Source organism: Pseudomonas sp. WS 5412 (genome assembly GCF_012985615.1).
GTDB classification, from domain to species: Bacteria; Pseudomonadota; Gammaproteobacteria; order Pseudomonadales; family Pseudomonadaceae; genus Aquipseudomonas; species Aquipseudomonas shahriarae.
The window spans coordinates 74,111-87,654 of sequence record NZ_JAARMB010000009.1; the positions used below are offsets into that span (position 1 = coordinate 74,111).

Annotated in this window: 9 protein-coding genes; 3 read left to right on the forward strand and 6 right to left on the reverse strand. The window is 63.8% G+C overall.

The window, feature by feature from the left end; all coding sequences use genetic code 11:
* Positions 1 to 64 precede the first annotated feature (64 nt).
* The 6 genes from HBR94_RS13900 to kdpF all read right to left on the reverse strand — a co-directional run bounded on the left by HBR94_RS13900 (position 65) and on the right by kdpF (position 8,174).
* A complete protein-coding gene (locus HBR94_RS13900; protein WP_057959015.1) occupies positions 65 to 757 on the reverse strand; it encodes a response regulator in 693 nt (230 codons plus the stop codon).
* Positions 754 to 3,405, reverse strand: coding sequence for a sensor histidine kinase KdpD (locus tag HBR94_RS13905; RefSeq protein ID WP_057438903.1), 2,652 nt, complete (start codon positions 3,403 to 3,405; stop codon positions 754 to 756). The genes HBR94_RS13900 and HBR94_RS13905 overlap by 4 nt, the downstream gene beginning before the upstream one ends.
* 110 nt (positions 3,406 to 3,515) lie before the next feature.
* Complete coding sequence (gene kdpB / locus HBR94_RS13910; RefSeq protein WP_057959017.1) at positions 3,516 to 5,585, reverse strand: potassium-transporting ATPase subunit KdpB; 2,070 nt, start codon at positions 5,583 to 5,585, stop codon at positions 3,516 to 3,518.
* 12 nt (positions 5,586 to 5,597) lie between these two features.
* Positions 5,598 to 6,251 carry a K(+)-transporting ATPase subunit C gene (gene kdpC / locus HBR94_RS13915; RefSeq protein ID WP_057440648.1) on the reverse strand — a complete coding sequence of 218 codons (654 nt, stop codon included), beginning with the start codon at positions 6,249 to 6,251 and terminating at the stop codon, positions 5,598 to 5,600.
* Positions 6,252 to 6,261: 10 nt separating this feature from the next.
* Positions 6,262 to 7,968 (reverse strand): potassium-transporting ATPase subunit KdpA, encoded by a 1,707-nt coding sequence (kdpA, locus tag HBR94_RS13920; protein ID WP_170044987.1) that lies wholly within the window; start codon positions 7,966 to 7,968, stop codon positions 6,262 to 6,264.
* 107 nt (positions 7,969 to 8,075) lie between these two features.
* Positions 8,076 to 8,174 carry a K(+)-transporting ATPase subunit F gene (gene kdpF, locus HBR94_RS13925; RefSeq protein ID WP_081044208.1) on the reverse strand — a complete coding sequence of 33 codons (99 nt, stop codon included), beginning with the start codon at positions 8,172 to 8,174 and terminating at the stop codon, positions 8,076 to 8,078.
* Between the two features lie 725 nt (positions 8,175 to 8,899).
* Here kdpF and HBR94_RS13930 point away from each other — a divergent pair.
* The 3 genes from HBR94_RS13930 to HBR94_RS13940 are packed head-to-tail and all read left to right on the forward strand — an operon-like array spanning position 8,900 to position 13,539.
* A complete protein-coding gene (locus HBR94_RS13930) occupies positions 8,900 to 10,483 on the forward strand; it encodes a BCCT family transporter (protein WP_057959020.1) in 1,584 nt (527 codons plus the stop codon).
* Positions 10,484 to 10,510: 27 nt separating this feature from the next.
* Entirely contained in the window at positions 10,511 to 12,520 is a 2,010-nt protein-coding gene (locus HBR94_RS13935) for a CocE/NonD family hydrolase (protein ID WP_170044988.1), read from the forward strand.
* Between the two features lie 50 nt (positions 12,521 to 12,570).
* A complete protein-coding gene (locus tag HBR94_RS13940) occupies positions 12,571 to 13,539 on the forward strand; it encodes a LysR substrate-binding domain-containing protein (protein ID WP_170044989.1) in 969 nt (322 codons plus the stop codon).
* The last annotated feature ends 5 nt before the right edge of the window (positions 13,540 to 13,544 follow it).

Genomic DNA, 13,544 nt, shown 5'->3' on the forward strand with positions numbered 1-13,544 from the left:
ACGCCAGGTCACCACGCAAAGCCCGCTCATTGAGCGGGCTTTTTTGTGCCTGGGATTTGCTGTTCTACAACCCCACCAGCCGGTAGCCCACCTGCAATTCGGTAATAAAGTACTGCGGCTGCGCCGGATCCACCTCCAGCTTTTGCCGCAGATGCGCCATATGCACCCGTAGATAGTGGGCGCGGTCGACGTAATCCAGGCCCCACACTTCCAGCAGCAGTTGCCGGTGCGTCAGGACCCGGCTCTGGCCGCGGATCATCGCGCAGAGCAAGCGGTACTCGATGGGCGTCAAGTGTACCGGCTGGCCTGAGCGCCACACCTCATGGGTCGCCAGGTCGACGGCAATCTCGCCAAACACCACCTTGCTGGTGGCCATCACCGTGCCGGTGTGCCCATGCCGGCGCAGTTGGGCGCGGATGCGTGCCAGCAACTCGGGCACGCCGAATGGCTTGGTCAGATAATCATCGGCACCGGCGTCCAGGGCGGCGACTTTTTCTTCTTCACGGTCACGCGCCGACAGCACCAGGATCGGTACCGCCAGCCAGCCGCGCAGTTCGCGGATCAATTGTTTGCCATCACTGTCCGGCAAGCCGAGGTCGACGATCACCAGGTCCGGCTGTCGGCTGGCGGCATGGATCAGCGCACGTTTGACGCTGTCGGCCTCGAACACATGAAAGCCTTCATCTTGCAGGGCAATGCGCACAAAGCGGCGGATGTTGGCCTCGTCTTCAACGATCAGAATGCGTGCAGTGTTCATAAGGGTTCCATGGCCGGCGGGGTGCCTGCCGGTAGCGTGATGGTGAAATGCATGCCGCCCGCGCGGCCGGGGTTGGCCTGGATGCGCCCGCCGTGGGCTTCGACGATGCGCTTGACCAGCGCCAGGCCCAGGCCGATGCCGGCCACCGACGATTCCTGCTGGCCGCGCGTGAAGGGCTCAAACAGATTGGCCGGCGCGCTACCGGGGCCGGTGTCGCTGACCTCCAGCACAATCTGCTCGCCGGCCTGGCTGGCGGCCACGCTGATGGTGGTACCCGGCGGGGTGTACTTGGCGGCGTTGTCCAGCAGGTTGACCAGCACCCGCTCGATCAGCAGCGCGTCGACCTCCACCAACGGCAAGTGCGCGTCGAGCGTGGTCTGCACGCGGTGTTGCGCCAAGGGTTCGCGCAATTGACGCAGGGCGCTGCCGACGATTTCTTCCAGCGAGTGCCATTGGCGGTTCAGGCGCACGCCGCGCTCTTGCAGGCGTGCCATGTCCAACAGGTTTTCGATCAGGCGCTGCATGGACGTGGCCTGTTCGTGAATGCCCTGCAGCAGCTCGTTCAGTGGCCCCGGCTGGGCGTGGGGCAGGGCGGTCTCAGCGGCGCCGATCAGGGTGGTCAGCGGTGTGCGCAGGTCGTGGGAGATCGCCGCGAGCAGGGTGTTGCGCATTTTTTCGCCTTCCATCTGTACCAGGGTGCTTTGCGCCACTTCGACGAAATGCACGCGCTCCAGGGCAATCGCCAGCTGGCTCATGCAGGCTTCCAGCAGGCGGCGTTCCTGCGGGTCGTTCAGGCGATCGCGCTGAGCCAGTTCCAGCACCAGCACGCCGCGCACGCGCATCGGCGCCTTGAGCGGCCAGTAGCAGCCCTTGGCCGCGGACAGGGTGTCGGTGCCGTGCCCGGCGGGGTGGCCGTGGTCGTAGGTCCATTGCGCGATGCTGTCGTCGATCGGCAGCCCACCGGCGCTCACGCTGTGGACGCCATCGGCGGCGTCCGGCAGGGCCAGGCCCACCCGTGCCTCGAAGACGCCGCTGAAGGTGCGCAGTGCCACTTCGCTGATTTGCTCCACCGTCAGCGCCGCCGACAAATCACGGGCCAGGCGCGCCAGGGAGGTTGCGCGGCGTTCCCGTGCGGCGGCGGTACGTGCTTCGTGGCGCAGGCGCGCGGTGAGTTGGCCGGTGATCAGGGCGATGCCGAGCATCAAGGCAAAGGTGAAGAAATACTGAGTGTCGGTGACGGTGAAGGAATAGCGCGGCTGGACGAAAAAGAAGTCGAAACACAGCACCGCAAGCATCGCCGCCCATACGCCGGGGCCGCGTCCAAAGCGCAGCGCTACCAGTACCACCGTGAGCAAAAACAGCATGACCACGTTGGCCAGGTCGAACACCTGCAGCAGCAGCGCGGCGACGGCGCTGGTGGCGAAACAGGCCAGGCTGGTCCAGACGTAGGCCAGGCGAGTGCCGGGCAGTGGCGTGGTGTTTTCGCGCACGGTGGGTTTGCCCGGCAGCAGGCCATGGGCAATCACAATCTGGTCGATTTGCGGGTGGTGACGGCTGATCCGGTCGCTGACCGACTGATGCCAGAACCGCCAGCGGCGGCGCGGATGATGGCCGAGCATCAGGCGACTGGCGTTGTGCTCACGGGCGCAGGCCACCAGGGCTTCGGCAACGTCCATACCCGGCAGTGTGGCGGTATCGGCGCCGAATTCTTCGGCCAGGGCCAGGGTTTTCATCGCGCTCAGGTAGCGCCGGGCGCCGCGCCCCTGGGCCGAGGCCACATGGACCACAATCCAGTCGGCTTCCAGTTTTTGCGCCAGGCGCGCCGCTTCACGCACCAGGCGCTCATCGCCGGCATCACCGGCTACGCCGACCAACAGCCGTTCGCGGGCCGGCCACAGGGTCTTGATCGACTGTTCGCGGCGGTACACGCGCATCTGCGTGTCGACCCGGTCGGCCGTGCGGCGCAGGGCCAGCTCGCGCAACGCCAACAGGTTGCCCTTGCGGAAAAAATGCTGTGAGGCGCGCGCCGCCGCCGGGCCCAGGTACACCTTGCCGTCCTTGAGGCGTTGCAGCAGATCGTCGGGTGGCAGGTCGATCACCACCACTTCGTGGGCGTTGTCGAACACATGGTCCGGTACGGTTTCGCGCACGCGTATGCCGATGATTCCGCTGACCAGGTCATTCAGGCTTTCCAGGTGCTGGACGTTGAGGGTGGTCCACACGTCGATGCCGGCGCTGAGCAGTTCTTCCACGTCTTGCCAGCGTTTGGGGTGGCGCGAGCCGGGCACGTTGCTGTGGGCCAGTTCGTCCACCAGTAACACGGCAGGATGGCGCAACAGGGCGGCGTCAAGGTCAAATTCGCTGAGGGCGAATTCACGGTGCCGGTGCTGGGCGCGAGGCAGTTGTTCGAGGCCGTGGAGCAGCTCGGCGGTGTCCTGGCGGCCGTGGGTTTCCACCACGCCGGCCAGCACGTCGCGGCCCAGGGCGGTTTCGCGGCGTGCCGCTTCGAGCATCGCGCAGGTCTTGCCGACCCCGGCGTTAGAGCCAAAGTAGATACGCAATTTGCCGCGCAAGGCGGCCTGTTCTTCTTGTTGGACCCGAGCGAGCAGGGCGTCGGGGTCGGGGCGTTCGTTGTTTAAGGCGGGCATGTCATTCCTGGTCAATGCGGTTCAAGTGTGGGAGCGGGCTTGCCCGCGACAGGGGTGAGTCAGTCACACCGCTATCGCGGGCAAGCCCGCTCCCACATGGGGTTGAGTCGTTACACCAAGCCCACTGCGGTCAAGAGCATGTCGATCAGCTTGATCCCGGCAAACGGCACCAACACCCCGCCCAGGCCATAGATCAGCAGGTTGCGGTTGAGCAGCGCCGCCGCGCCGATTGCGCGGTAAGTCACGCCGCGCAGGGCCAGGGGAATCAGCGCGACGATGATCAGCGCGTTAAAAATCACCGCGCTGAGAATCGCCGAGTTGGGGCTGGTCAGCTGCATTACGTTCAACGCGCCGAGCTGGGGATAGGTCGCGACAAACGCCGCCGGGATGATTGCAAAGTACTTCGCCACGTCATTCGCCACGCTGAAGGTGGTGAGGGCGCCGCGGGTCATCAGCATCTGTTTGCCGACCTCGACCACTTCGATCAGCTTGGTCGGGTTGCTGTCGAGGTCGACCATGTTGCCGGCCTCCTTGGCAGCCTGGGTGCCGCTGTTCATTGCCACCGCCACGTCAGCCTGGGCCAGCGCCGGCGCGTCGTTAGTGCCGTCGCCGGTCATGGCCACGAGCTTGCCTTTGGCCTGGTAGTCGCGGATCAATTGCAGCTTGTCTTCCGGGCGGGCCTCGGCGAGGAAGTCATCCACCCCGGCCTCCACGGCAATGGCGGCGGCGGTCAGGCGGTTGTCGCCGGTGATCATTACGGTCTTGATGCCCATGCGCCGCAGCTCGGCGAAGCGCTCCTTGATGCCGCCTTTGACCACGTCCTTGAGTTCCACCACGCCCAGCGCCGTGGCGCCGTCGCTGACCACCAGCGGCGTGCTGCCGCGCCGCGAGACTTCATCGACCTTGGCCTGCAAGGCTGTCGGAAAACTACCGCCCAAGGCCTCGACATGGCGGCGAATCGCGTCCGCTGCACCCTTGCGAATCGCCCGGCCTGCGGGCAGGTCGACCCCGCTCATACGGGTTTGCGCGGTGAAGTGCACAAAGCTGGCGCCCAGTTGGTTGATGTCCCGCGCGCGAATGTCGAACTTCTGCTTGGCCAGGACCACGATACTGCGGCCTTCCGGGGTTTCATCGGCCAGGGAGGCCAATTGCGCGGCATCCGCCAAGTCGGCCTCTTTGATCCCCGGTGCCGGCAAAAAGCTGCTGGCCTGGCGGTTGCCCAGGGTGATGGTGCCGGTCTTGTCCAGCAGCAATACGTCGACGTCACCCGCGGCCTCGACCGCCCGCCCGGAGGTGGCGATGACATTCGCCGACATCATCCGGCTCATGCCCGCCACGCCGATGGCCGAGAGCAGGCCGCCGATGGTGGTGGGGATCAGGCAGACCAGCAAGGCCACCAGTACTGTGGCACTGACCACGCTGCCGCTGCCGCTCATGGCCACGGCGAAGATCGAGTAAGGGCTCAGCGTGGCGATCACCAGCAGGAACAACAGGGTCAGGCCCACCAGCAGGATGGTCAGGGCCACCTCGTTCGGGGTTTTCTGACGCTTGGCCGACTCGACCATCGAGATCATGCGGTCCAGGAACGACTCGCCGGGGTTGACGCTGATGCGCACCACCAGCCAGTCCGACAGCACACGGGTGCCGCCGGTGACCGAGGAAAAATCGCCACCGGACTCGCGAATGACCGGCGCCGATTCGCCGGTGATCGCGCTTTCATCCACCGACGCCACGCCCTCGATTACGATGCCATCGAGCGGCACCAGGTCGCCGGCTTCGATCAACACCACTTGATCCTTGCGCAGCAGCGACGCTTCGGTCGGCAGCCATGGCGCGCCATGCTTGGGCTGTTGCAGCAGCTTGGCCAGGGTCTGGCGTTTCATCCCGCGCAGGCTGGCGGCCTGGGCGCGGCTGCGGCCCTCGGCCAAGGCCTCGGCGAAGTTGGCGAACAGCACGGTAAACCACAGCCACAAGGTAATGCTGAGGATAAAGCCGCTGGGAGCTTCACCCTGGCCGCCCAGGGACTGGAACCAGAGCAGGGTGGTGAGGATGCTGCCCAGGTAGACCACGAACATCACCGGGTTTTTCCATTGCGCCTGGGGCAACAGTTTTTTCAGGGCATCGCCGCACGCGGTGAGCACGATGGCGCGATCAAACAGAGGTAAACGAGCATTTTTCATGAGGGAAATCTCTTACTCACTGGCCGCAATAGGAGGTGATGGCAGGCGGGCGTCCAGCGCCAGGTTGAGTTGCAGCACATTGACCCGGGGCTCGCCGAGCAGGCCGAGGGTGCGCGCGCTGGTGTGCTGGCTGACCAGCTGCAGCAGCTCGGTTTCGGGGATTTGCCGCAGGCGCGCCACCCGTGGCAGTTGCAGCCGTGCATTGGCCACCGAGATATGCGGGTCGAGGCCCGAGGCGGAGGCGGTGACCGCGTCCACTGGCACTTGGGCGTCGGCGGGCAGGCCGTTGGCCAGGCGATAGGCCTGCACGCGGGCGGCCACCTGGTCCACCAGTTTCTGGCTGGTCGGCCCCAGGTTGCTGGCGCCGCTGGAACCGGCGTTGTACGGCTGCGAGACGCTTTTGCCTGGGTCTTGCGGGTCGGCGCCCAGGGTCATGCTCGGGCGGCCATGGAAGTATTCCGGCCGGGTGAAGTGTTGGCCGATCAGCGTCGAGCCCATGACCAGGCCATCGCGTTCAATCAGCGAGCCACGGGCCTGGAACGGGAACATCAGCTGTGCGGTCACGGTGGTGAACGCCGGGTAGGCGAGCCCCGTCAACAGCATGAAAAACACCGCCGAAACCAGCACTGGGCGCAACAGCCCTTTGAATATCGAGTGAGTCGTCATCAAGGTGTCCTCAGTTGTACGTCTGGCCGGACAGCAACTGCAGTTGCTCCACCAGCGGGCCAAGCGCGAGCGCCGGCAAAAAGGTCAGGCCGCCCACCACCAGCACCACGAACACCACCAGCAGCATGAACAGCGGGGTGGCGGTGGGGATGGTGCCGGCACCGGCAGGCACGGTTTTTTTCATCGCCAGGGAGCCGGCCACGGCCAGCATCGGCAGCATGGTGAAGAAGCGTCCGATCAGCATTGCCAGGCCGATGGTGGTGTTGAAAAACGGCGTGTTGGCGTTCAAGCCGGCAAAGGCCGAGCCGTTGTTGGCGGTGCCGGAGGTGTAGGCGTACAACACCTCGCTGAACCCGTGGGGGCCGATGTTGTTGAGGCTGGCCATGGTGTCGGGCCACAGGGCGGCGAGGGCGGTGAAGCCGAGGATGCTGATGGGGTGCGCGAGCACCGAGAGCATCACCAGCTTGATCTCCCGCGCCTCGATTTTCTTGCCGAGGAACTCCGGGCTGCGGCCGATCATCATGCCCACCAGGAACACCGTGAGCAGGGCGTACTGGATCAGGTTGATAAAGCCCACGCCGTCGCCGCCGAACACGCAGTTGAGCATCATCTGCGCCAGGGGCACGAAGCCGCCCATGGGCGTCAGCGAGTCATGCATGGTGTTGACCGAACCGGTGGTGGCGGCGGTGGTCGTGGCGATAAACAGGCTGCTGTCGGCGATGCCGAAGCGCAGTTCCTTGCCTTCCATGTTGCCGCCGCTGTGTTCCACCGACAGGGTCTGGTTGGCGCCGGCCTGGGTCAGCAGTGGGTTGCCGTTTTGCTCGGCGCCGTAGACCAGGGTGAGAAAACCGATGAACATCACCAGGAAGGTGCCGAAAAACACCCAGCCCTGACGACGTTGCAACAGCATGCTGCCAAAGGTGTAGGTCAGCGCCGAGGGGATCAGCAACATGCTGAGGATATGCAGGATGTTGGTCAGCGGCGTCGGGTTTTCGAACGGATGCGCGGCGTTCATGCTGAAGAAGCCACCGCCGTTGGTGCCGATATGCTTGATCGACTCAAAGCTGGCCACCGCACCGACAATCAACTGTTGCTGCGCCCCTTCCAGGGTCGTGACCAGTGCCTGGGAGGCGAAGGTCTGTGGCATGCCCTGCCAGACATACACCAGCGCCATGCCCACGCACAGCGGCAGCATCACGCGATACAGCGTGCGGGTGAAGTCGACCCAGAAGTTACCGATATCGCCCGAACTGGAGCGGCTCAGGCCGCGAATGAAACCGGCCGCCGCAACCACGCCGGAGGTGGCGCCGACGAACATCAGAAAGGTGATGACCGCCATCTGGCTGAAGTTTGACAGGCTGGTCTCGCCCGAATACGCCTGCCAGTTAGTGTTGGTGATAAAGGACACGGCGGTGTTGAACGCCAGGTCCGGCGATTGCGCGGCGAGCCCCAGTGGGTTGATCGGCGTGACCGCCTGCAGGCGCAGGACCAGATAGCCCAGCAGCATCATTGCCGCGTTCGACAACAACAGCGCCGAACCGAAGCGGGCCCAGCCCATGGTTTCCTGTGGGTCGATGCCCAGCAGGCGATAGGTATAACGTTCCGGCAAGGCATGGTGGGTTCCGGTGAAGACCCGGGTCAGCCATTTGCCCATCAGTACGGCGAGCCCCGTCATTACCCCCAGGACCAGCGTAAATTCCAGCAGCGTGCTTAACATGTCGTGGCTCCGTTCAAATCTTGCCCATGGCGACAATGGCCATGGCAGTCGCAACAAAAAACACCAGGGAAAGGCTGATAAACATCAGGTCGTACATGGCCAACTCCCTAGAATTTTTCTGCGCGAATAAGGGCGTAGCCCAAGTAAGCGAACAGCCCCACGGCACATATGCCGCTGGCGATATAAATGAACGTAAGTGTGAGCACGGTGTAACTCCCCTGAGTAAATAAGCCGCAACTGCGGAGGCGGGGAGGTTAATCCCCGGAGTATCAAGTTCGGGCACTGATTACGCGCAGCGGCATTAAGACGGCATATAGAAAAGGTTCTGCCGGGTGCACGAAAAAAAGGGATAGCCCGCCGCCCGGGTATCCCTTTAAACGCTGGGGTGCTGCTGAGGTTGACGACCCGCTTATTTGGTTTTCTTTTTCTTCTCGTTGCGGGTAGCGAGGTGTTCGAAGCAAAACGCGGCAGTGCCGAAGAGCGCAATCATCGACAGGACGACCATGCCTAAAGTTGAACTTTCCACGATAACTTCCTACGGGTGTTGGGGTAGGAGGTGACGGTAGAGGGTTTGGACTTAGTTACTCAATAGCGGCGACGTAAACGTTATGGCGAACAGGCAAACTATATGAACTCTTTACAGGGGGGGGCGGATAAAAACCCTAAAACCTGAGACTCAATTGTGGCGAGCGGGCTTATTGTGGCGAGCGGGCTTGCCCGCGTTGGGTCGCGTAGCGGCCCCAGTAGGGCCGCCACCGAGTGTTCCAGATAGACCCGGTGGGATGGTTTTGGGGCTGCTACGCAGCCCAGCACCGCGGCCGGCACCCACGCTTATCTATAGCCACGCGAAGACTTCAAGGCGGCACAGTGCCCGCTTCTAACAATGGCCTGCAAAGGCAATAAAAATAGTCTGTCTGGGGAAGCGCACGAGATGAAATACCCATTGCGTCCTTTGGTCTTCTGGCCAACCTTTCTGATCTTGCTGGCGGCGGTGATCGCCAGCTACGTTGACCTCACCGCATTCCTCGCCGTGAGCAAACAGCTTAATACGGTGATCCTGCAAAACTTTTCCTGGCTATTCAGTGCCGGTTCTTTCGCCATGCTGGTGCTCACGGCCATTGTGTATTTTTCGCCCCTGGGCCAGGTGCGTATCGGCGGGGAGGGCGCCACGCCGCTGTTGAGCAAATGGCGCTGGTTCATGGTCGCGCTGTGCACCACCCTGGCGGTGGGCGTACTGTTCTGGACCACGGCCGAGCCGCTCTACCATCTGTACTCGCCACCCTCCAGCCTGCCGATCGAGGCGGGCAGCGCGGCGGCCAAGAGCTTTGCCTTGTCGACGATGTTCCTGCACTGGACCCTCACGCCCTACGCGATTTACCTGGTGCCCTCCCTGGTGTTTGCCCTGGTGTTCTACAACCTGCGCAGTCACTTCTCGATTGGCGCCATGTTGCAACCCTTGCTCGGCGCCGAGCGGGTCAAGCGCTATGCGGGGTTGATCGACACCCTGGCGATGTTCGCCCTGGTCGCAGGCATGGCGTCGTCCCTGGGCACCGGGGCGCTGACCCTGTCCGGTGGCCTGAGCCAGTACATCGGCGGTGAGACCACGCCGTTGCGCCTGGGCCTGATCATCGCGGTGATCGTGTTCACCTTTGTCGCCTCGGCCGCCAGCGGCCTGCAGCGCGGCATCGTCATGCTGTCGTCGTTCAACACCTGGATCATGCTGGCCCTGGGCGCGTTCGTGTTGGTGTGTGGGCCAACCCTGTACATCTTCAGCCTGGGCGTCGAGTCCCTGGGGGTGTACCTCGACACCTTCTTCAGCCGCAGCCTGTCCACCGGTGCCGCCAGTGGCGACAGCTGGCCGCAGAGCTGGACGGTGTTCTACTGGTCGGTGTGGTTCGCCTGGGCCCCGGTCAGTGCGCTGTTCCTCGGCAAGATCGGCCGGGGCTACAGGGTGCGCGAATTTATCCAGATCAACATGTTGTACCCGGCGCTGTTTACCGCGCTGTGGATCTGCATTTTCTCCGGTAGCAGCCTGTACTTCGATGCCCTCGGCGATGGCAGTTTGAACCGCGTGCTCAACGAGCAAGGCGTGGAGCATGTGCTGTACCAGATGTTCCAGCAGTTGCCGGCCAGCGGCCTGATGATCGCGTTTTTGTTGTTTGTCGCCTTTATCTCCTTTGTCACCGCCGCCGACTCGAGCACCGACGTGATCGCCAACCTGTGCAGCAAAGGCGTCACCGCCGATTCGGACCTGGACGGCAACCCGCTGCTGAAGATTGTCTGGGGCGTGATCATCGGCACGGTGTCGTGGGTCATGGTGGCCTTTGTCGGCATCGACGGGGTGAAGATGCTCTCCAACCTCGGCGGCCTGCCGGGAATGATCCTGGTGCTGCTGGCCAGCACGTCGTTGCTCTACTGGTTGAAGAACCCCGCGCTGCTGGACGTAAAGGCCCCTGCGGTCCACGTCGAACCTGGCCTGCGTGGTGCCAGCCCCGTGGCGGATTTTGCCCGCTGACTTGCCTCTTTGTTGCTGGAGTTACCGATGGAAATCGTCACCGAATTTGCCTACAAGGTCCGTGAAATCGAGCACTGCCTGATCCCCCTGAGCGACGGCACGCAACTGGCAGCGCGTATCTGGCTGCCTGACACCGCCAGTGTGCAGGCCTTCCCGGCGATCCTCGAATACCTGCCCTATCGCAAGCGTGATGGCACGGCGCTACGCGATGCGCTGACCCATCCGTGGATGGCGGGGCAGGGCTATGTCTGCGTGCGGGTCGATATGCGCGGCAATGGCGAATCCCAGGGCCTGATGGCCGATGAGTACCTGTTGCAGGAGCAGGATGACGCCCTCGAAGTGATCGACTGGCTGTGCCAGCAGCCCTGGTGCGACGGCAACCTGGGAATGATGGGCATCTCCTGGGGCGGCTTCAACAGCCTGCAAGTCGCCGCGCGCCAGCCCGAAGCATTGAAGGCGATCATCACCCTGTGCTCCACCGATGACCGCTATGCCGATGACATCCATTACAAGGGCGGCAACCTGCTGCTGGAGAACTTCGGCTGGGCCGCGACCATGCTCAACTTCAGCGCGGCGGCGCCCGACCCGCTGCTGGTCGGCGATGCCTGGAAAAGCCTGTGGCAACAACGCCTCGACGCCATGCCGCTGCTGGCCGAGACCTGGCTGCAGCACCAGACCCGCGATGCCTATTGGCGTCACGGTTCGGTCTGCGAGGACTACTCGGCGATCAAGGCGGCGGTGTATGCCGTGGGCGGTTGGGGCGATGCCTACAAGAATGCGGTGCCGCGCCTGATGCAACATCTGCCGGGACCGAAGAAAGCCATGATCGGCCCGTGGATTCACAAGTACCCGCACTTCGCCGTGCCCAACCCGGCCATTGGCTTCCTGCAGGAGGCCAAGCGCTGGTGGGACCACTGGCTTAAAGGTATCGACAATCGGGTGATGGACGACGCTGCCTGCACCTTTTACCTACAGGATGTGCTGGCACCCAAGGGCAGTTATGCCGAGCGCCCAGGGATCTGGGTGCAGACCTCGGGCTGGCCCGATCCCCAGGTGCAATGGACCGACTACAGCCTCAACGACCATGGCCTCAGCCCCGGCCAGCAGGCACTGGGCGGCCCGCGCAGTATCTGTTCGCCACTGACCACCGGTCTGCACCAGGGCGAGTACTGCGCCATCTGGTTCGGCCCCGATGGCCCCACCGATCAGCGTCGCGACGATGCGCAGTCGCTGTGTTTCGACTCGCCGCCGTTGGCTGAACCCCTGGCGCTGCTGGGGGATGTGCGCTTGCACCTGCGCCTGGCCAGCGATACCCCCTGCGGGCAACTGGTGGCACGCCTGAATGCGGTGGCGCCCGACGGCCAAGTCACGCAGGTCACCTACGGCGTGCTTAACCTTGTCCTACGTGAAGATTTCTCCCGTCTGACGCCGCCTGTGCCGGGCGAGCCCATGGACGTGCAATTGAACCTGGATCACGTCGGCGTGCGCGTGCCGGCCGGCCACCGCCTGCGTCTGGCCCTGAGTACCGCGAGCTTCCCGTTGCTGTGGCCCAGTCGCGAGTTGACCACCCTGACTGTGCTGCCCGCCGTGCAGCGTGTGCAATTGCCGATCTTCAGCGGCGCGGCCGTGCCGTGCCCGTTCGAGGCCCCGCAAGCGGCTAGCCCGGTTGCGCTGGAGGTGCTGCGGGCGGCAGCGCCTAAACGCACCTTGAGCGAGGATGTGGGCAGTGGCGAAGTCTGCGTCACCATCGAGGACGACCTGGGCGCCGTGCGTTTCACCGAGCATGGCCTGGCGGTGGACCAGCGCTGTACCGAGCAATATCGCACCTTGCCCTGGGACCCGTTGTCGACCCAGGCCGATATCCACTGGCAGTACCGCGTCGAGCGAGCGCCTTGGTCGGTGGCGGTCGACAGCCGCCTGCAGGTGCGCGCCGACGCCCAGTGGTTCTACATTGAGGCGCAGCAGCAGGCCCTGGAAAACGGGGTGCAGGTGCATCACCGCACCTGGAGCAAACGGGTCGCGCGGGTCGCGTTGTGAGCGGGCAAATGGCAGGATGCCTGCTCATCTGATCAGCCACGGATCCCTGCATGTCGCGCCGAAATGTCGACCTTCCACCGCTCAATTGTTTGCAGACGTTTGAAGCGGCCGCCCGTCATCTGAGCTTTACCCAGGCGGCCCACGAACTGAACCTGACCCAAAGCGCGGTGAGCCGGCAGATCAAGCGCCTCGAAGAGGACCTGGCACGGCCGCTGTTTTATCGGTTGGCGTTGGGGCTGAGTCTGACCCCGGCCGGGGTGCGTTACTTTCGTACCATCCAGCGCCTGCTGCGCGAGCTCGACCGTGAGTCGGCGGAGCTGCGCCGACGCGGTGCCGATCGCCAACTGACCCTGGCCAGCACGCCGACCATAAGCTCGATCTGGCTCGCCGCGCTGCTGCCGGCGTTCCAGCATGCGCACCCGGACCTGGATATCCGCATCCTGTGCAGTGAAAGCCCGAGCCACCTGGATGTCAGCGAATATGACCTGGGCCTGTTCTATCACCTCGACGAACTGCCGGCGCCCCTTGGCCTGGAACTGACCCCGGTGTTTGCCAGCGAGCAGGTCATCGCCGTGTGCAGCCCCGCCTACATCGAGCGTCATGGCGCGATACGCGACGCCCAACACCTGTTGCACAGCCATACCTTGTTGATCGTCGAGGACCACTATCACGATTGGTTGACCTGGACCGACTGGTTCGCCGATATCGGGGCGCAATACCACACGCCCCGGCACGCTTTGCGCACCAACAGCTATCAGTTGCTGATGCAGTCGGCGGTGATGGGGCATGGCGTGGCCCTGGGCTGGAAGCGCTTGCTCGAAGGCGAGCTGGCTGCCGGTCGCCTGCAACTGGCCTTGGCGCACCACATGCACAGCCGTGGCCGCCTGCAACTGATGCAACCACAGCATCGCAACCCGCCTTCGGCAGCGCGTAGTTTTCAGCAATGGTTGCTGACGGCGTCCGATACAACGCCGCAGGGATTTTTATGTGGGAGCGGGCTTGCCCGCGATGATCGTTAACGATG

Excerpts from the sequence above, each read along its gene's own strand:
- kdpC (WP_057440648.1), bottom strand. The coding sequence starts at position 6,251 with ATGACGACTCACTCGATATTCAAAGGGCTGTTGCGCCCAGTGCTGGTT.
- HBR94_RS13930 (WP_057959020.1), top strand. The coding sequence starts at position 8,900 with ATGAAATACCCATTGCGTCCTTTGGTCTTCTGGCCAACCTTTCTGATC.
- HBR94_RS13935 (WP_170044988.1), top strand. The coding sequence starts at position 10,511 with ATGGAAATCGTCACCGAATTTGCCTACAAGGTCCGTGAAATCGAGCAC.
- HBR94_RS13905 (WP_057438903.1), bottom strand. The coding sequence starts at position 3,405 with ATGCCCGCCTTAAACAACGAACGCCCCGACCCCGACGCCCTGCTCGCT.
- kdpA (WP_170044987.1), bottom strand. The coding sequence starts at position 7,968 with ATGTTAAGCACGCTGCTGGAATTTACGCTGGTCCTGGGGGTAATGACG.
- kdpB (WP_057959017.1), bottom strand. The coding sequence starts at position 5,585 with ATGAAAAATGCTCGTTTACCTCTGTTTGATCGCGCCATCGTGCTCACC.
- HBR94_RS13900 (WP_057959015.1), bottom strand. The coding sequence starts at position 757 with ATGAACACTGCACGCATTCTGATCGTTGAAGACGAGGCCAACATCCGC.
- HBR94_RS13940 (WP_170044989.1), top strand. The coding sequence starts at position 12,571 with ATGTCGCGCCGAAATGTCGACCTTCCACCGCTCAATTGTTTGCAGACG.